General features: G+C 28.8%; 23 protein-coding genes. All 23 read left to right on the top strand.

The features are described 5' to 3' along the window. The first annotated feature begins 385 nt into the window (after positions 1-385). Entirely contained in the window at positions 386-1,510 is a 1,125-nt protein-coding gene (locus L950_RS17180) for a hypothetical protein (protein WP_021190614.1), read from the top strand. 5 nt (positions 1,511-1,515) lie between these two features. After that, entirely contained in the window at positions 1,516-1,788 is a 273-nt protein-coding gene (locus L950_RS17175; RefSeq protein ID WP_021190613.1) for a hypothetical protein, read from the top strand. 62 nt (positions 1,789-1,850) lie between these two features. Continuing rightward, entirely contained in the window at positions 1,851-2,270 is a 420-nt protein-coding gene (locus L950_RS17170) for a hypothetical protein (RefSeq protein WP_021190612.1), read from the top strand. A gap of 287 nt (positions 2,271-2,557) precedes the next feature. After that, positions 2,558-3,067 (top strand): hypothetical protein, encoded by a 510-nt coding sequence (locus L950_RS17165; protein ID WP_156169739.1) that lies wholly within the window; start codon positions 2,558-2,560, stop codon positions 3,065-3,067. Between the two features lie 108 nt (positions 3,068-3,175). Next, on the top strand, positions 3,176-3,424 hold the full coding sequence (locus L950_RS17160; RefSeq protein ID WP_021190610.1) for a hypothetical protein: 249 nt from the start codon (positions 3,176-3,178) through the stop codon (positions 3,422-3,424). A gap of 4 nt (positions 3,425-3,428) precedes the next feature. Next, positions 3,429-3,698: a hypothetical protein gene (locus L950_RS28795; RefSeq protein ID WP_156169738.1), complete on the top strand. Its 270-nt coding sequence runs from the start codon at positions 3,429-3,431 to the stop codon at positions 3,696-3,698. Positions 3,699-3,715: 17 nt separating this feature from the next. Further along, on the top strand, positions 3,716-4,387 hold the full coding sequence (locus tag L950_RS17155) for a hypothetical protein (RefSeq protein WP_021190609.1): 672 nt from the start codon (positions 3,716-3,718) through the stop codon (positions 4,385-4,387). Positions 4,388-4,393: 6 nt separating this feature from the next. Then, a complete protein-coding gene (locus L950_RS17150; RefSeq protein WP_021190608.1) occupies positions 4,394-4,690 on the top strand; it encodes a hypothetical protein in 297 nt (98 codons plus the stop codon). An 11-nt stretch (positions 4,691-4,701) separates the two neighbouring features. Beyond that, complete coding sequence (locus L950_RS35665) at positions 4,702-4,830, top strand: hypothetical protein (protein ID WP_021190607.1); 129 nt, start codon at positions 4,702-4,704, stop codon at positions 4,828-4,830. Between the two features lie 400 nt (positions 4,831-5,230). After that, on the top strand, positions 5,231-5,662 hold the full coding sequence (locus L950_RS17145) for a hypothetical protein (protein ID WP_021190606.1): 432 nt from the start codon (positions 5,231-5,233) through the stop codon (positions 5,660-5,662). A gap of 245 nt (positions 5,663-5,907) precedes the next feature. After that, positions 5,908-6,867: a terminase large subunit domain-containing protein gene (locus L950_RS17140; RefSeq protein ID WP_084825476.1), complete on the top strand. Its 960-nt coding sequence runs from the start codon at positions 5,908-5,910 to the stop codon at positions 6,865-6,867. Positions 6,868-6,900: 33 nt separating this feature from the next. Continuing rightward, positions 6,901-7,365, top strand: coding sequence for a hypothetical protein (locus tag L950_RS17135; RefSeq protein ID WP_021190603.1), 465 nt, complete (start codon positions 6,901-6,903; stop codon positions 7,363-7,365). A gap of 46 nt (positions 7,366-7,411) precedes the next feature. Next, complete coding sequence (locus L950_RS17130; protein ID WP_021190602.1) at positions 7,412-7,615, top strand: hypothetical protein; 204 nt, start codon at positions 7,412-7,414, stop codon at positions 7,613-7,615. Between the two features lie 3 nt (positions 7,616-7,618). After that, the gene (locus L950_RS17125) at positions 7,619-8,257 is read left to right on the top strand and encodes a hypothetical protein (RefSeq protein WP_021190601.1); all 639 of its coding nucleotides are present in this window, start codon (positions 7,619-7,621) and stop codon (positions 8,255-8,257) included. A gap of 14 nt (positions 8,258-8,271) precedes the next feature. After that, positions 8,272-9,414 carry a hypothetical protein gene (locus L950_RS17120; RefSeq protein ID WP_021190600.1) on the top strand — a complete coding sequence of 381 codons (1,143 nt, stop codon included), beginning with the start codon at positions 8,272-8,274 and terminating at the stop codon, positions 9,412-9,414. 257 nt (positions 9,415-9,671) lie between these two features. Further along, positions 9,672-13,205 carry a CotH kinase family protein gene (locus L950_RS26840; RefSeq protein ID WP_031288644.1) on the top strand — a complete coding sequence of 1,178 codons (3,534 nt, stop codon included), beginning with the start codon at positions 9,672-9,674 and terminating at the stop codon, positions 13,203-13,205. After that, complete coding sequence (locus L950_RS26835) at positions 13,166-16,174, top strand: hypothetical protein (RefSeq protein WP_031288642.1); 3,009 nt, start codon at positions 13,166-13,168, stop codon at positions 16,172-16,174. Before L950_RS26840 ends, L950_RS26835 begins: the two co-directional genes overlap by 40 nt. Before the next feature lie 19 nt (positions 16,175-16,193). Continuing rightward, positions 16,194-16,388 carry a hypothetical protein gene (locus tag L950_RS27995; protein ID WP_021190599.1) on the top strand — a complete coding sequence of 65 codons (195 nt, stop codon included), beginning with the start codon at positions 16,194-16,196 and terminating at the stop codon, positions 16,386-16,388. A gap of 356 nt (positions 16,389-16,744) precedes the next feature. Then, positions 16,745-17,542, top strand: coding sequence for a hypothetical protein (locus L950_RS17105; RefSeq protein ID WP_021190597.1), 798 nt, complete (start codon positions 16,745-16,747; stop codon positions 17,540-17,542). Between the two features lie 68 nt (positions 17,543-17,610). Then, on the top strand, positions 17,611-18,903 hold the full coding sequence (locus tag L950_RS17100) for a hypothetical protein (protein ID WP_021190596.1): 1,293 nt from the start codon (positions 17,611-17,613) through the stop codon (positions 18,901-18,903). A gap of 143 nt (positions 18,904-19,046) precedes the next feature. Next, a complete protein-coding gene (locus L950_RS28790; RefSeq protein WP_021190595.1) occupies positions 19,047-19,193 on the top strand; it encodes a hypothetical protein in 147 nt (48 codons plus the stop codon). Between the two features lie 74 nt (positions 19,194-19,267). Beyond that, complete coding sequence (locus tag L950_RS17095) at positions 19,268-19,462, top strand: hypothetical protein (RefSeq protein WP_021190594.1); 195 nt, start codon at positions 19,268-19,270, stop codon at positions 19,460-19,462. Between the two features lie 107 nt (positions 19,463-19,569). Beyond that, on the top strand, positions 19,570-19,972 hold a 403-nt coding region (locus L950_RS17090; protein ID WP_037526454.1), incomplete at its 3' end, for a hypothetical protein.

Below are 19,972 nucleotides of genomic sequence, written 5' to 3'. Positions count from 1 at the left end.
CCTATAGTGCTACCTATAGTGTATTTAAAATATTATGAAAAATAATCTTAATACCTTCTTCCAACCATTAAAAAAAATATTTTATATAAAACTTGGTTTTTTTCATTCTTGGTATATATTTGATAACATGTGATAGTTATGGTTAAAAATAATTAACCTCATTATCAATACTTTATAGCTTTTTAATAAAATATATGAAAATAAATGATTAGAAAACCTAATTCTTTTTTTGAACATGTATTTATTAGTATACAAGAAGTATAAAGGTTTTTCATTATTTATTATTTATAGGTGGGGGGTAGCTTCCTCACCTTTTACTTCCAAAAAAAGTAAGGATATAAAAAATGAAAAGGTAAACATAAGATGAATAATAATAAATAATAAAATGAAAAATAATATAAATAATGAAGTAGAAGTAACAGTTACTGATACTATCAACCTAGAAGTAAATGAAGAAGGAATTATTGAAAATAATAGTATTGTTACTATTAGTTTACCCCAATCAATAATTAACAAAATAAATGAAAATGCAATCACAAAAACAATGTTATTTAAAACACAAGCATATTTTTTATGTTGGTTAATTAACAGAGGTGATAAAATAATAGGTAGTAAAGGATTTTATAATAATACATATCAACTGCATTATCGTGCACATAAAAAAATAATAACAACATCAGGACAATTAGAAAAAGTAAGAGATTTTTTAATAGAAATAGAATTAATTAAATGTGTATCCAATCATTCAACTGATAATAATACAGCTAAAGTTTACAGCTTAAATACACCATTTAATTTTAAAAGTAAAACAAATGAATTAGTTCATTTTGATACAGAAATTTATGGTTTTGCAGAGAACTTTAAAAATGCTAATTATTTAATATTACCTGAAAATTTATCAAAAAAAGTAGATAAACTGATAAAAACATGGGATAGTAAAGAGGTTAAAGTTAATGTAATCCAAGCTTCTGATAACAAAGAATTGGAGCAGTTGAAAGAAGAAAATAGACAAATGAAGATAGAATTAGAGCAATTAAAACAATTAATAATACAGGGTAATATTAACACAGTAAAAGAAGAAAAAGTTGCTGTAGAGCCTGAAAAGTTGGAAGCTGATAACATTATTAATGAAGTATCTCAACCAACAGAAGAAGAAAAAATTGAAACAAATATTGATGATGATTTAATGAATAAATCACTTTTAGTTGATGACTTAGAAGATTTAGATTTTAATGAAAAAGTAAAAAGTTGGGATGAACAACAAGCATTAAAAGAAGCTGAAGAAAATAAAATATTTGATTTAAATAAATACAAAAATAATCTAAGTGTAGAACTTACAGAAAACATAACTAATGTTGTGTATAGATATACAAAAAGTAAGTCAGCAGTTGATAAAGTGATTAAAATAATGAATGAAAAAAATATAATTGAAAAAAGTGATTTGATGTGTTTTGGAGTGTCGGGTGCAATAGTTAACATGATGTTTAATGACCTTCAAAAAATAGCATAACAGGGATGAAAGATAAAATATTTAAACAGATTTTATATACACTATTTAAAAGTGTAAAAAAATATACAAAACTAACTGATGAAAATTTTTTTAATTTATTAAACTTAGCTAAATCTAGAAGTAACAATGAACAACAAATTATTACAGATTTATTATATGCTTACAATATTCACTGTTTAAAAAAAGAATATTATGAAGTTAATGCTGTGATACAACAGCAAGAAGTTATATTAAAAAATAGAATAGAAGAATTAAATAAATTAAAGAAACCTGAATAAAAATTTGAAACATTTTTAGGGGGCTACATTCGTAACCCCTTTTTTTATAAATAAAATAATAAATGAATGAAAAAATAATTGGATTAGATATCAGCACTTCCACGGTCGGTATTACAATCATGGATATAACTGGTAAACTTGTAGATATGTTTTACCTTAAACCTCCAAAAACAAGTGTAAAAAATGGTGAGATTACAATTTATGATAAAGTAGAATATGTAGAAAAGGTAATGAAAGAATTGAATTATAATATTAAATATATTTTTATTGAAGAACCATTAAAAAATGGTAACAATGTAAACACAACTGTATTGTTAGCTAAGTTTAATTTTATGGTAGCTCAAAAAATGAGAGATTTATTTAAAATAACCCCAATTCATATCACAGTACATGATGCTAGAAAATATTTCTTCCCTGAATTTGACAACAAAAAAAGTAAAGGGGGAGATAAAAGAAACTTTAAGTTTTCCAAAAAATGCTGATAAGAAAGTAGAAGTATTTAAGAAGGTTAATAAAGAAATTAAATACAACTGGATATATGATAAAAAAGGTAAAAGAAAGGAAGAAAACTATGATATGTGTGATAGTTATATAATAGCAAAAGTAGGTTTAAATTATTTTAGATAAAAATTTTTTAATGTTTATATTTCCTTATGATTAATCTATTTTATATAATATAAATAAAGTTACAAATAAAAGTGAATTCTTTTTGGTAGCAGACTATTTATAGATATAAAATAAATAGATGAAAATAGACAAACACACATTAATGGACACAGTAGGTAAAGCATTGTTTTTTACAAGCTATCCAAAAACTTTAATTAAATCAACATTTCCCGACAACAGATATTCAAAATTTGATTTGATTGTTGAAGAAAAAGGTGTTGATAAATATATAGAAATAAAGACAATGAGAGATTGTTATAATTCTTATTATGAACAAATTATAACTAAAAGTGATTTTGATTATTTAGTTTATTCAACCCCTAAAAATTCTAAAAGCTTACTCTATTGCGTAGATAATAATTACACAATTGTATACGACTTAAAAGCAATTGCAGAAGCAAATACATATACAACTAAAGTACAAGGTAACTACAAAGATGAGATGCAAAAAACAGGTTATAAAAATGAAGAAATGGTGTTTTTAAACTATTCGGAAAACAAAAAAGCTGGTCATCTTTCATTCAAAAATGTAGGTGCTATAAAGATGTTAGATATTAATGTTGTAGAGCTTTTAAACAACCTACAGAGTAATAAGATTACAGAAGTTATCTAGAAGAAATAGAGAGTAAAATTAATCTAATTGATTATCAATAAGATACAATAAAGTTGAAAAAAAAGATGAAAAAAGTATCATTTAAAAAATGAGCAAGTATTTATAGGTATGGAAGAGATATTAAAAGAAAAACAAAGAGTATTTAAAGAAATTGAAAAATACATAGGTAAAGAAAAATACAACTTTATTGATTTAGTAACAGAAATAAAAGATGTTGTAGATAACAAAGATGTAGAAGGTTTAGACATTAAAAAGCTAAAAGAATATTTTAAAATAATAAGTAGAAATGAAGAAAATATTGACCTCGCAATTGATGTCTATATGTTGATAGAAAAGTTAAAAGGATTAAAAAAATAAGAACATGATGATTGACGTAATAACAGTAAGTATAGTATTAGCATTAACAACAATTTTCGTAACTAAGTTGCCTTATTACAGCTATTTAGAAACAAAAGTAGGTAAGCCTTTTTCGTGTGTTTACTGCCTTTCTTTTTGGTTAACATTATTAATATGCGGTTTAAATTTAATTGCATTACCGCCTTTTCAGTTGTTGCTAATAACAGCTGTAACACCCGTGCTGGCTACAGCATTTGAAAGATTGATTGACTTATTACCAATTCGTCTTAAATAAAATAAATAAAAAAATAATTGAATATAAAAGAATTAGAAAAAGCTAAAGATGAAGCTATAAAAGAGTTATACAATACAGGAAGATATAAAAATCTTTATATGGGACGTACAGCAAAATCTAAAGAAAACCCATTAAAAGCCTACATAAAGCAGTGGCTGGTGTGCAGAGGTGTAAAGCATAATATAGAAGAAATAATTGATGATTATTACCAAGAATTATTTATTCATCTGCTAAAAATCAAAGCTGAAAAATGGGAAGAATTGATTAATAACCCTCGCAAAATGACTGCTACAGCCTGTTTAATTATCCAGCGACAATTATTTATGAATAGGTCAGACAAATATCCTTCAACAAACATCTCATATTTCGAGAAAAACAACCATAACAGCATTATTGATAATAATGAAAGTGTACGAGTAAATACAAGTGAACTATTTGAAAATGAAGAAGAAATGATATTAGAAGATATTGATGATGTATGCAGTATAGAAGAAAAATATGGTGTAAGCATTGATGATATTTTAGGTGAAATGACAGCTGATGAAGTAATTGATTTTTATGACTACATAAACAAAAAAGGTACTGGTAAAAAAGGAAGATATACAAAAGCAGATACAAATAAATATAAAGAACTGTATATAAATATTAGTGATACAGTAATGAAAATAAAAGAAGATTTAAACAAATAAAAATAAATGACAGAAGAAGAAAAAGAATTATTAATTGAGATAAAAAAGATAGATGCAATACTAGATATCTTCCAAGCTGGTGGAGATTTATACGCAAATGTTGCAACACAAAGACAACTTAATGTTATTCTAGCAAAGCTTAAAAAAGCTTACCCTGCTGTAAGATATAAACAAAATATTGATAGTTGTAAAGGCTGTATAACTAACTTCTTAAATGAAATATTACCTGTTAGAGATAGATTAATACGACATGAAAAAGCTGAAGTAACAACTGAAATATTTGTTGGTGATGATATTAAATAGGTAGTGATATAGTGATTGGAAGTGTAGAATATAATGCACAATTCGTAAATGAATCAGACCCTTTTAATCCCCAACAAGATGAAGTGAAAGAGGTTAAAGCAGTTAAAAAACATATAGAAAAAGAAATAAAATATGATTAAAAATATATAAAAAGAGAAACATTAAATATAATTGGTAAAGAAATAAAAGTACAATATTTTGTCATTGAGGTAGATAATAAAGTAGTTGAAGTGACAGAAGTAAATGAAATAGTTGTACGTGTGAGAAGTACTTTGAAAATATTTCCAAAATGGATGTCCCACAGCACCCAAATCATTTAACAAAAGAAGAATTAATTTACATGCTTTTATGTGAAGACGAATGTGATAATTATTTGAAGTCGGTAAGATATTTATTTACAAATAGTAGAACTAAAGAAGAAAGAGGATAACAATTAATTGTAACAGTAGCAAGTAACTTGTTAGGTTATTTACAGAAGAAGAATAAAGAGGATAACAAATAGTTATCCTTTTTGTTTGGTTGTTATTTTGTAAATGCAATTTGGTTGCATGTGTAATATTTATTGTTGGAGATGCCATTAAAACAAATGGCAACAAATGGCAAATGATAAAAAAACAACCAAACAAAAAGAATGAAACAACCATAAAAAAAGGTGAAGTAAGAAATCCTAGGGGCAGACCTAAAAATTCTGAAAACAAAAGAACCAAAGAACAGAGGGAAGCATTTGAGGTTGTGATGGAGCTTTTAGAAAAGCGTATGATGGAAGGTGATGATGTTATAAATAATCTATCACCTCACAGAGCGTCAGAGCTTTACACCAACATGTTAAACTATAAAAAACCTAAACTTTCGCAGACCAAAAATGAAAATACAAATGAAATAACAGGTGATGTAAAGATTAATATCTGTTTTAAAGACATCCTTAAAAGTGATGATGAGGGGATAGATGAGGGGATAGATGATGGAAATTAATATTGAACTCCCAACACCCCATCAAGCACAAAAACAGATATTACAAGCTTACTATAAAGGAGTTAAGAACATTACAATAAATGCTGGGAGAAGATTTGGGAAGTCAAATTTGATGAAAAGCATAGCAATTTTAGAAGGAACTAGTAAAAAAAAGTAGGCTATATCACCCCTCAATATTCTTTAGCTAAAGTTTTCTTTAAAGAATTATGTGATTTAATTCCTAAAAATCTTGCAACAATTAACAAATCAGATTTAACCATATTTTTTTTAATGGAGGTGAAATAAGATTCTTTTCGGGAGAGGGTGATAGCCTTGATGGCAACATGAGGGGCTTATCTTTTGATTTAATTATTATAGATGAAACCGCATTTATACCTAATCTGCAAGAGAAGTTAGAAGGTGCTATAACACCTACTTTAACAGATAGAGATGGCTCTATGTTGATGATTTCTACACCCCTTGGGAAAAATTATTGGTTTGAGATATGCCAATTAAATGATGGGGTATTATATCAACATTTTCATTTTTCAAGTTATTCAAATCCGCATTTAAAAGTTAGTGTTATTGAAAGATTCAAAGCACAATTATCAACAGCGCAATTTAATCAAGAATATTTAGCAATTGCAGGAGAAAATGCAAGTGCAATAGTAGATGCTGATACAATAGAAAGAAATACAATAACAACATTATCTACAGCACCTACAGTAATTTACGGAATTGATTTAGCATTTAGTGCGCAAGGTGATTACACATCAATAACAGGTCTAGATAAAGAAGGGGTAATGACATATCATAAGCATATAAAGGGGTATGACAGTAATGTAGTGACAGGAATAATAGCAGAATTACCAAAAAATATTCTAAAAGTTATTGATAAAAGTGGTGTTGGTGAGGGTACATTTAATTCATTGTTATTAATAAGTGACAATATTATAGGTGTACAATTCGACATGAAAACTAAGTTGAATCTTATTACAGCTTTAAGAGTAGCAATTAACACAGATAAATTAAAATTTAATGAAATTACTGGGAAAGAGCTATCTACTTACTGTGCAAAATTAAACCCTAAAACATCAAATATCAGCTTTAATGCATTGTCAGGCTGTTTTGATGACTGTGTAATTTCACTCAGTTTAGCTAATTTTTACTTACAAGAAGGTATTAATACAGTAGGTGGTGACATGCTGAATGCTTACGGTTGGTAATGTGGGGTAACCTAATATTTATATAAAAGAAGAATGAATAAAATAGAATTATATAATAGCCTTCCAATTTCGTGGGAGCAGGTAACATTAAATAAATATATACAATACCGACAACTGATTGATGATTTAGGGGGTAAGGATAACATAGAAGGTATTTATAAAAATATAATAGCTATTTACTTTTTTGTATTCACAGGTGTTAACCTACAGGATGCTGAAGTAACTGATGTAGAACTATTCGACATAGCTAATAAGATGAATATGTTTGAAAATAATGAAGATAATTTAACAGTAACAATTGATAATAACTTAGTGAAAAACATTGATGAAATAGCTTTTGAAGACCTGATGACATTTATAAAGCTACAAGAATCTAACAGTATTGCTAACTATCCAACAATGATTAATCTATTACTAAAAGAGCCTATTGAAGATATTGGTAATGAAATGAACATGGCAACAGCTTATAGTTTTTTTTGCAGTTACAGCAACAGTTAACAAGCTTTTTAAATCATTTGGAAACCTCTTTTCAGGAGATGAAGAAGTGATAGAAGGTGAAGGAGCAATTGAAGCTAATAACAGATACATCAAACAACAGTTCTATAAAAAGTGGGGTTTTTTCGAGTTACTGCACCAAGTCTGTGAATATTTATTTATATCAATGTTGGAAGGAATGAAAGAATCAGCTGTTAACATATTCGTATATGCAAGCTTGCTAAAAGATAAAGTAAATGTGTTGAAAAAATAAGATATGGCAAAGAGTTTAAAACAATCTAAAAAGAGTATTAGAAATAATTTGATTGATGATTTGATATCAAAAACAGGGACAGATAAGGGTGAATTTAGATTTAATATGAATGTGCTTGAAGAAGTAGTTGCAGAATTTATTGAGAATGTAAAAAATGAAATAAATGCAATAGATGGATTTTTAACAACAGGTTCAATTGAAGAATTAAGTATAAAAGTTAATAATATGAGCCAAGTCCAAGTAATTGGAATGCAACATGTTATATATATGAGTCGTGGCATAAATGGTACGGAACAAAACAATGGTAGTATACATAGTTACACAACCTTAAAGCCCCCTATAGCACCCATAAAACAATGGATTCGTGATAAGCAGCTCTTAACTAAAAACAACAGTAAATTCTTTAAAGACCCTGTTTTTGATGACATGGATACAGAAGAAAAAGTGAATGCACTTGCTGGAGCTATTCGACAAAATATATTTAAAAAAGGTATACAGGCTAAGGGAAATAATTATTGGGATAGGAATATAAGTCTACTCCAACAAGAATTAAATATAAGGGTACAACAGAACTTAAGCCAGCAAATAAAGTATGCTATTTACAACCAGTATGGGGATAATGTACAGAAGAAGAAAGGATAATATTTATAATAAAAATGGCATTAACAATTATACAACAACCTCATAATATCTCACCTAACAGCAATATAAATGCTTGGGTACTGAATAGCAATAACAATAACTTTATATATGTAATTGCAGAAATAACAGCTACAATTACAGGTACATTAATCACAAGAAAGAAGATTTTCCCTAAACCATTTTCTAGTAATGTGGTGATTGAATTATCAAGTATTTTAGAAAGTATATGTGAAAGTATATTACTAAATAGTGATGAATTAATCACAAAAACAAATCTACCTGCATATAATATAACTTTTAAAGAATATGTGATTGATTCGAGTACAGGAGTAATAACAGCAACAGGAAATGACTTAATAAAGAATAATAACTACTTCTTTGAATCACAAGAAAACATAATTGATTTTGCATCTTATACAGCAAATAAATACAATATAAATACGACAGATACAAAAGCTTTATTTTTAACAAATCAACCTTCTTTAAAAAATACAACAACCCTACAGAAAGAGAATCTTAAAATATTTGATATCAATAACATAGCTAAGAAAATAAAGATTATGTTATATGATTCGGATAATGATTTTTTAAAAGATTTTTTAATTGATATACCTGTTGCTGGTAATGTAATTAATCTAAATATTACACCTTCAATTGTTTTAAATCATCCTTTAATTAAAAATACAGACGAAGCTCTTATTACTAATATATATAAAATAGTGTTATTAGATATTAATAATAAAGAAGTTACTGAACCTCAGATTATTAGAATGCTGGATGCATGTAATAAGAAAGAAACAAATATTGTATATAAGAATACTTTAGGGGGTTGGGATTCTTTAATATTTAATAGTAAAATTGAAACAATAGGGATTAATAAAACATACTTCAACAAGCAAAATAATAGTATAACATATTCGCAGGATGGTAAGTATGTTAACAATAAGGAATTAATAAAAGCAGATACTACATATACATACACAGCAAGTTCAGATTTGCTAGATGATTTTGAAAGTAAACAGATTAAAGAATTACTAACATCCAATAAGGTTTATGCAGTTGTAAATAATTTATATGTAGAAATAAGTATAGATAATAAAAGCTATAAAGTCTTACAAAGACATACTAATGGTTACAAAAAAACAGATTGGAATTGACCTTTACAGCACCATTTAGTTTAGATAGATTAGAAAATATAAGTAGTAATATTATTTTAAATGATAACCCTGATGCGAGCTTATACTTAGCTGTAAACACGGGTGACTTCGTAATAGATAATTTACTGAATTCTATTACATTAAGATATTAAAAATAATATAACAATAACACTTTATTGAAGCCCCTTTTTCATGTTAAAAATGATTGAGGGTTTTTTTGTATCCATAATATTTATAAAAAAAAAAGAAGTAAATATATGGCTAATAAAAAACAATTTCCTAAAGATTTTTCTAAAAAAGTAGTTAATAATACAGATGTTTTGCTTGTTGCTGACACGGCTGGAAACCCTGCATTGATTGCTGTAGGAGACTTAGGAAAAGATAAAGTAGATAAAGAAAATAATAAAAGTTTAGTATTAAATTTAGATATCACTAAGCTTCAAGGCTTACCAACCAACACCGCATTGAATGCTACATTAACTACTAAAGTTGATAAGGTTGAAGGAAAAGGACTGTCTAAAAATGACTATACAGATAATGAAAAAGCTGTAGTAGCAAAGATAAAAACATCAGGTTCAGACAATAAATATCTTAATGAAAATGGTGAATATAAGGAAGTTATAGTACCTAAAGCCCCTGTACAAAGTATTGAAGTTAATGGTGAAGACAAAGCACCTGATGCTAATGGTAAAGTTGCTATTGAAATACCTAAAGCACCAGTACAAAGTATTTCATTAAATCAAAATCCTGTTACACCTGATTCAGCTGGTAATGTAAATATTGAGGTTGTACAAAATGTAGAGCAAACAATTAACCCTGCATCAACTGACCCTGTATCATCTCAAGCAGTCGCATCAGCATTCGCACAATTAAACTCAAAATATGGTACACAATTAAGTTTAAGTACTGTAGGTGATGAAGATAACAAGAAATATAGTATCTCTTTATTAGATGAAGAAGGTAATGTACTAAGCACAACAGAAGAATTTTCGGGGGGTGGTAATAGTAATGGTAGTGGTACAACTACTAAAGTTATTCTAACTAAGTTAACAGCTAACAGTACAGTAAAAAAAGGGGACGAAGTTAAGTTACAATATCAATTCGACCATGTTGATACTAGTACAGATTCATCAACAGGAAATACAGGTAAAGCTATTGTTAGTGTGATTTCGGGTGCTCTAAATGTTACATCAGAATCAATTATAAATGCAGGTTCTATTAACACAATTGATGTTACTAAAAACTTACAAATAGGTAACAACTCAGTAAAAGTAAGAGTAGAAGTGAATACGGGTGAAACCATACAAGTAAGTACAATTACATATACAATTCTTGTTGTAAATCTACAGTTGAACAGCAACATGGATATAGCACAAACATATGTTAAAGGTGCTGTTATTTATGTGCCTTTTACTTTGCAAGGTGCAGGTGTAAAGACATTAAAAACATATGTCAAAGGGGTACTTTACGAAACTAGAACTATCACACAATCTAGTGCTACAGGTACAATTAGTATTCCAACTAATATACATAATCACGGTAATTTATCCATACAATTGGTAGCTGAATTGGATGTTACAAGTAATGTAATTAATTCAAATTCAATATTTTATAATGTTGCTGTAATACAAACAGGTAACAACACACCTATTGTATGTACAAGATTTGATTACATAGATGGAAGAATTATTGAAGATTCTCAAAGACCTACAATAATAGCACGACAGTTTGAAGATTTTAATATTAATTATGCTGTATTCGACCCTAAAAATATATCTAAACAAGTAACAGTTTCTATTAATAATAGTGTAATTGCTACAAGTAATGTTTCTTTTTCTGTACAAAAAACAACATATAAAAGTGTATCAGGAGGTACATTCAATGGTAAGATAAATACAGGTTCAACAGATTATATTTTCGGTGTATTGGTAGCAAATAGCAATGTTGATTTACAAGAACCTACTGACGAATTAGTATTTAAATTCAATGCTAGTGGTAAGAGCAATAATGATTTAAATAAAGAAACATGGTTATCAAATAACAGTATCACAGCCACATTAAATAATTTTAAATGGGGTGGAGATGGTTGGTTAAATAATGCTTTAAAAATAACTGATGATGCTAAAGCTATCATTAATTATCAACCCCTAAATGCTACTAATAGAAATATAAATAACTCTTTCACGTATCAAATTAAGTATAAAATTTCTGAGGTTACAGATGATAATGCAATCCTTATAAGTTGTGTAGATAGTGAAGGTACAGGCTTTGTTGTTACAGCTACAGAAGCTAAAATGTTGACTAAAGGGAAAGCTACTGTTTCAATGAAAATGGCTGAAAACAATGTATATAATATTGCTTTTATATCTCATCCTGTTTCGTCTGTTTCTTCAAGTGATTATGAAAAACTTAATTCAAACATGTTGTATCTGTACATAAATGGTATAATGAGTGGTGGGGTACAAAGAGGTACAGGAGATGATATTTATCAAGCTACACCAACAAATATTCTTTTAGGTGGTTTAGGTGCAACTATTGAAATTTTTAATACACGTCATTACAATAGATATTTATCTGATTCTCAAGCTTTAGACTTGTTTATTGTTGACTTAGATAATGTGGATGAGGTTGTAAAAAAATATGATGCTAATAAAATTATTGATGGTAATGGTAACATAACAGTTGACTCTATTGCGGATGATATGAGGTATGTAATTGTGACGGGTGTGGAAGCAAATGGTGTGGCTACATTAATGCAAGCCGCAGTTACTAACAATAAAAAAACAAAATATAATGTTACCGAAATCTTACATGTTAAAAAATCAGAACCTAATCTAAACTTCAGATTGATAGGGGGTTACATTCAATTACAAGGTACATCTAGTTTAGCATATCCTATAAAAAATTATAAGATTAGTTTAAAAAATGCACAAAAAGTATCAGGTCAATTATATACAGGATGTGATTCACAAGGTAATGGAGGTGAGTTACAAGCAGAAGCAAAATGGTCTTTTAAAAATAAAAACAGTAAAGGTAAACTACCTGCTAAAGTGGATTTATGGTGTTTAAAAGCAGATTATGCAGAGTCTTCTTCAAGTCATAACACTGGTATGACAGCCCTAACAAATGATGCTTTAGTAGCAACAAATAGCTTAACACCTGCACAAAAATATGTATCACCTACATACGAATATGATGTACGTACTACTGTTGATGGTGAACCTTGCTATTTATTTTATAGAAAAACATTAGAGGATACACCCGTATTTTTAGGTAAATATAACTGGAACAATGACAAGGCTACAGAATCAGTTTTCGGTTTTGTAGATATCCCAGGCTACCATAATGCAAGTTGGGTAACAGAAAAATTTGGTGGAGCATCTCCAGTTCAGTGCTGGGAATTTTTGAATAATGACTACAGTATGGGGTCATATTTAGATGATGACTTTGATACTAAAGTAGAAGTTGATGGTGAGTTGATTCCCAACTGGACAAGGGTGTTTGAAAGCAGATTTCCCGACAATCAAGATATATATACAGATGGAACTAAAAAACCTGTTTATTTAGAAGCATTCGTAAAGTGGGTAAAATCAACACAAAACAATCCAGCTAAATTTAAAGCAGAGTTAAAAAATTATATGGATGTGAAGCATTTGTGTGATTATTATATGTTTACAGATTTGTTAGGTGCTGTTGACCAAAGGGTTAAGAACTGTATGATAGCTTTTTTTATGAACCTACACAAGATAAAATGCTGGGTTATTACATATTTTATGATGGCGATACAGTGAATGGGGTTCGAAATGATGGTAGATTGAAATATAGCTTTGACATTGACGAAAATACTATTGACCCTGAATTATCTACAGGTGGAAATATTGTATATGCATTTGCTGGGCATAATTCTGTGTTATGGAAAAACCTTCGTGAACAATTTGCAACAGAGCTACAAGAATCTTATGTGAGGTTAAGGGGGGTAATGAGTAATGATGTCATTTTCAATGCATTTGATAAGAATCAATCAGATAAATATGTTGAAAGAGTTTATAATATTGATGCTCAAAACAAATATGTATTACCCAAAACAATTGGAATAGATGTTTTGGTTAATGGAGTTGTAACTAAAACAAATTATTCGTACATGGAGAGTCTACAAGGTTCACGTAAATCACACAGAAAGTGGTGGTTATCAAACAGATTGAACCTTTTTGATGCAAAATATAATACAGGACAATATCAATCCACACCTATTACTTTTAAGGGATATAGTACGGCTGGAGCTAAAGTTAAAGCTACAGTTAATAGAGATTATTATTTGCAATTAAGACGTGAAGGAACTGTAATGACTCATTCAAAAGTTTTAAAAAATACTGAATGGTCATATACATATAATCAAGATGCAAATATAGGTACAATATTTACTGTGTTGGGTTCAAGTTTTATGTCAAAATTAAATTTAAGTGAATGGGGTGGATTTACAGATTTGAACTTTCCAACAATGCCTGTTTTAGAGCAATTAATTTTAGGTGGTGCAGTAGGAAAAACATATTCACTTACTGAATTAGTTATAGGGAATAAATTACCTATGCTAAAAACTTTAGATATAAGAAATTATACTAATTTACCTTCATTGGATATTTCAGGTTGTACGAGATTAACAGAAGTTAATGCACTAGGTTGTAACACATTGTCAAGTATTAATTTTGCAGATGGTGCACCTATTACGAAGATTACTTTACCTGTTAACTTATCTGTTTTAAAATTAAATAGTTTTAAAAAGTTATCAAATGCTGGTATTTTATTCCCTCAAGGTTCAAAAGTTAAAACATTAATTGTAGAAAATTCACCTTTAATTGATTGGGAATTATTATATAATCAAATGTCTACAACTATAAAAAATATCCGTATCACAGGAATAAATAAAGTGGGTGATGTAAATTGGTTATTGAAATTTTTAACTGTAGGAGGTGTAACAGAAGAGGGTACATTAACAACAACATGTAGTTTAATAGGAACTTATCAATTGACAAAATTTATTGATGATGAACAATATACACAATTGAAAAATCATTTCCCTGAACTTGATATAAATCAACCAGTTATGAGTGTTATTAAATTCACTACAAATGTCGCTGACCCTAAAAATATAACAAATATGGATAATGGTACAGGCTATGGTACTGGTTATGAATATGTTCCAAATGGTCACGTATTTATGATTCTAAATAAAAGATATAGATGTCTTGGAAAGCAAACAAGCTTAGGCAATATGCTTATTACACCCCTAGATAACACAGATGGTAGATTATTCAAGAATAAACAAGATGCTACAGCATACCAAAATGGTAGTCACGGTGATGTTTATGTATATGAACCTGCGTATTGGTATAAGGGAATAAATGATTTTAAAAATAGCGCTAATTATGCTTGTTTCACTTCCAATTTAGAAAAACCTAAAAGTTATGAAGGTAGGACATTGATAATGAATAAAGAAACTTTTAGTACTGTTGCAGGTCGTGAAAATGCACCTATACCTGTATATTATAGAGAAAATACAAACTTATTAAATTCATCTCAATATAGTCAATTGACGAACTTTTTAAATACAGCAAGTGGTTATTTTGTTTACGGTATGAAAGTAGAAGGATTTAAACAAATAAGATTTCCTGCAATTACTTCAGATACTATAATTAGTGCAATTGTGACAGATGGTGCCGAATTAACCAGTCAAGTTTTTGGAACAGGTTTAAAAATCAATGGCTTGAATGTTCCATTTTCTAATGGTATGTACTACGTGCTTGATATTCCTGTTAATGCAAAATGGGTATTTATAACTTTCACCAATGCTGATGCTTTTGATAAAGTAGTATTGACTGATAGTACAAATATTTTAGATATTGAAACTGAATGGGTAGAACATAAAGAAGCTTTAGTTAGTGCATTTGATGTATCTTATTATACAAAAAATGGTGATAATATTTTAAAAAGTTATCCATCTAATAAATTGGTTGTCAATAATTTATCTTTTGAAACATTCAATAATTACATAGGTGACTTGGGCAGGAAATTACAAATGGCTGATTATGAAGAATATAAAAATATAACCAACTTATTTTATGCTAAGTATGGTAACCGTAATAGTCAGTTACAAAATGGTTACGGGCAAAATAGTTTTACAAGAAATGGTACAGGTAGCACATTAAAATACGGTATGCAAGATTCTTCATTGAACTTAGCTAGTGGAAATTTAGAATATTGTACTTTCAACATAAAAAATAGTGATGGTACGATAATCAAAGTTGTTAATAATGAAATTTCTTGTATGGGTTATGAAGATTTATATGGTGGTGTTAATGAGTGGTTTGCAGGTATTTCAACAGTTGGTAATTATAAAGTGGCACTACTTGATAGTAATGGTTACTCAAGACAATTAAGGGGTTATCAATTGCAAAATGGACAATACCCACAGGCAATGCATAATGGTCTCCATTTAGATATAATTCCTTGTGGTACAACAACAGCAGGAACAGATTCAACATATTATTGTGATACTGTAAATGTTAGTAATACAGCAGGTTACATAGGAATAAGAGGGGGGCAAAGTGGTCAAACTCGTGTGGATGCAGGTATTGTAAATTACGCTTTGACATATACACCAACACAAACAATTTCCACAGTTGGTGCTAGATTAATGTTTAAGGGGAAAATTACTATTACGGAGAATGTAACAACATTTATTAGTGCTACTGAGATAGCCTAAATTATAAATAAAATAAAATATGAAAATAACAAAAGGTTCAGAATTTACCCCCTTGCTGGAATGTATAAATACATATAAAAATATATGGAAAGTAAGAATAAAAATATGTGATAATGAAGATGGTGGGGTAGATTTTGTGGAAGAAGAATTTACCTATCAACCAACCACAGCAGAAATAAAAGAATACATTACTACACATTACAATAAAATGTGATGATGAAATACAATCATCACTGGTTGTTGATGGTGGGATAGTATGGTTATCACTGGAAAATCAACAAAATTATTTAAGAGATTTGAATTTAGCTAAAATAACAGGGGGTGAAAATCTTCCTGTTGTTTACAAAGTAGGAGAATCAAATTATAAAACATTCACAACAATTGAAGAATTACAGATATTTAATGTAAATGTATCCAACCATATCAACAGCACAATAAAAAAATAATTGGGATATAAAAGACAATATAGATTACAATAAATATATTTTATAAATAAATATACTTCTTTTTTTAAGGGCTATCAAATTCGGTAGCCCTTTTTTGTGTCATGTTAATATTTATATAAAAAAGATGGTAGAATTATATTTAATTAATAAAAATGAAGCACCTATAAAAATTGAACTCGAAAATGGGGGTATAGTAACAGATATGACTTATCAGCTACTTGATGCAGAAGATATTACAGCAGGGTTAGATAATATAACAAAAAATATAAAAATAGTAGGTAATAATCATAATAATAATGTTTTAGGTTACATGTTTAGTTTAGACAGAATAACAGATAGTAGTACCAATAAATTACAAACAAATTTTAGCTTTACAAAGCAAGTTGATTGTCTTATATACGAGGGTAATGAGTTGATTTCAAAGGGTTTATTTCAATTGTTATCTGCTAATATAGTAAAAGGTTTAATTAGTTACGAAGCTGTTGTTGTAGGGTATAGAGCAACATTTTTTAGTAAGATTAAAGCTAAAAAAATAAATGAATTGGATTTATCACACCTCAATCATCCTTACACAGCTTTAGAACACAATAGCACAATATTAAATAAAAAAGATTACGTATATCCAATGTTGGACTACGGGCATAGTGCAGTGCCTGAGTTAGTTGAAGAAGGAAAAACAAAAACATGGGATAGTAGAAATATGAAGCCTTCCTTGTATATCAGTGCATTATTTAATCAAATTTTTAAAGAGCAAGGTTACAATTACGCGATAGATGGGTATTTCAAAAAGATATTTGATAAGCTTATTTTACCCTCGCAGGTAAATGTTGTAACAAATAACATTATTTATTCAACTGGTGTAACAATTGAAAATTACAGCCTTGGGCTGACTTTAGGAACACAGGTACAGCAGTTAAATTAAATAAATACAATGCTGATACCAACTTTTCAAATACACAATCATCAACTGGGTTAAGGGCTGAAAAGCAAATGACATTAGATATATCTGCAACTGTCAAATTCTTTGATATTACCACATGGGGGGCGGTTAATAATCCATCAACAGCATTTATCAAATATACTGTTGTTTGTTCGGTTGCAAAAAAAGTTGATGAAACAGCTGAGTGGGAAGAAGTATTTAGCACTAAAAAAAATAGAACACAAAAGTATAGTGATAGTAGTGAAGCATTACGTACAGATTCAATAGACATTAGTAGCAGAATATCATTAAATGAAGGCGATTATGTTGGTGTCAAAATGAGCATTGAAAATATTGATACTTCAGGCACATCATATAGTAATGGAGGCACGCTTCCTGACCATCAGGTTATATGTAGGGTAAAAGGTGATTTTATAAATTTAGGTAATGGTACAGAGAAAAATACACAGATGGAGCTAGCAGAAGGGGATTTGTTAGAATTTAATCATATTACTTTACCAGCTACCTTGCAATTTGACCTAATTAAAGAGGTAATGAAGTTATTTAATTTAGTGACTTACACCAATGTTGAGCAGGAAAAAACAATACATTTTTGTACCTATGATGAATACTTTTCAAAGGCTTTGCCACAAAATATACTTCAAAATGCTGTTGATTGGAGTGATAAAATAGATGTAAGTAATTATTCAATTAAACCATTAACTAACATTTCTAAAAAATATAAATGGACATTTGCAGAAGGACAAGATTATTTAAATACAACATATTTTGAAAAATATAAAGAGGTCTATGGAACAAAAAACATGGATGGCATAATTGATTATAAAGAAGATATAAAGACCATTGAAAGCTCATTTGTACCATCAATAGTCACAAAAATAAATGATTTAAATTTACCTCTTATTTATAAATATAGTGCTGATAATCTTAAAGAATCATATAGTTCTGAACTCAGGATTTTGTTTTATAAGGGTCTAAAAACAGTATTTATAGAGCGTGGAAAATGGAAGAAGGGAAAAAATAATACATATACTTTCCAACATGATGGTAAGTGGTTATTTAATGTAGGTGAAGTAACAACATTATATAGTGATGAAAATGATGTATCAAAAAACTTTGATTTGACTTTTGGAATCCCCTTTGAAATGTATAGCCAAACAACCACAATTAATAAAAACATCTATGATAAATTTTATGAAAAAATTATTCTCGAACAAAATAATAGGGATATTCATATATTAGAATGTAGTATTTATTTAAATCATTTAGATATATCCAACTTAGATTTATCAGTACCAGTTTTATTTCTACAGAATCAGGAGCTTCATATTATAAAATTTTAAAGTAGATTATTCACCTTCTTCAAATTCATTATCTAAAGTTCAATTGCAAAAAATAATAATCTAAAACACATACAATCAATGTATAGGGCTATCCAATTCGGTAGCCCTTTTTTGTTGCCAGCTAATATTTATAGAAAAAATATATGGCAATTAAAGGTAATAAAAATGAAGAAGGTGTATTATTAAATGTTGGGGTAGATACAGGTGATTCAGAAGCAAAAATACAGGAACTTCAAAAGAAATTAGATGCTTTACAGGAAGTAAAATTAAAGTCAGTGGTGATGCTTTAGGTGTTGTCGAGCTGGAAATAAAGCAGACACAACAAGCAATAATAGATTTAAATAATATTGCAATAAAGCCTATTGTGGATACATCAGAGGTGAATAAACTTTCAGTTAGTGTAAATGAAATTGGTGATGAAATAACAGGTGCAAATAAAGAGGTAATTAAGCCAAAGACTGATGATAAGGAATTAAAAAATACAATCCTTTCAATCAGTGAGATGGAAGACTTATTGAAGAAATTACGTGATGACCAAAAAGTGCAAAAGACCCATTAAAATTAAAAGCTTTATCTGCTGAAGCTGGTGAGTTAGAATTAAAAATACGTGATTTAAATGAGCCTTTCAGGGATGTATCAAGGGAGATTTCTGAGGGAGAAGATAGGATGTATGCACTTGCAAGTGCAGGAAAAGCAGGTACAGCAGAATTTAATGAACTTTTAAATAAAACAGCATCATTAAAACAACAAGTAATTTTAGTTGATGAAGCAGTTGATGCATTATCTACCAATAAATTAGGTGCTTTTATTTCAGTTAGTGAAAATATGGCTGGAGCATTTCAGGGGGTGACAGGTGCACTTCAATTAATGGGCATAGAATCAACAACAGCAGAGGCTAGTATCGCTAAATTAATGCAATTACAGTCAATTGTTCAGGGATTACAGTCAATAAATCAATTCAGAAAGCAATGGACAGCACTAATAGCTAGTGTAAAAGCTGGAAAAGTAGCTACTGACACAATAAATACAATAACAACAGCAACAAATGAAGGTGCAGAAGCATCAAAAA

The organism is Sphingobacterium sp. IITKGP-BTPF85, from assembly GCF_001006065.1.
GTDB classification, from domain to species: domain Bacteria; phylum Bacteroidota; class Bacteroidia; order Sphingobacteriales; family Sphingobacteriaceae; genus Sphingobacterium; species Sphingobacterium anhuiense.
This window is presented reverse-complemented; position numbering and strand designations above follow the sequence as displayed.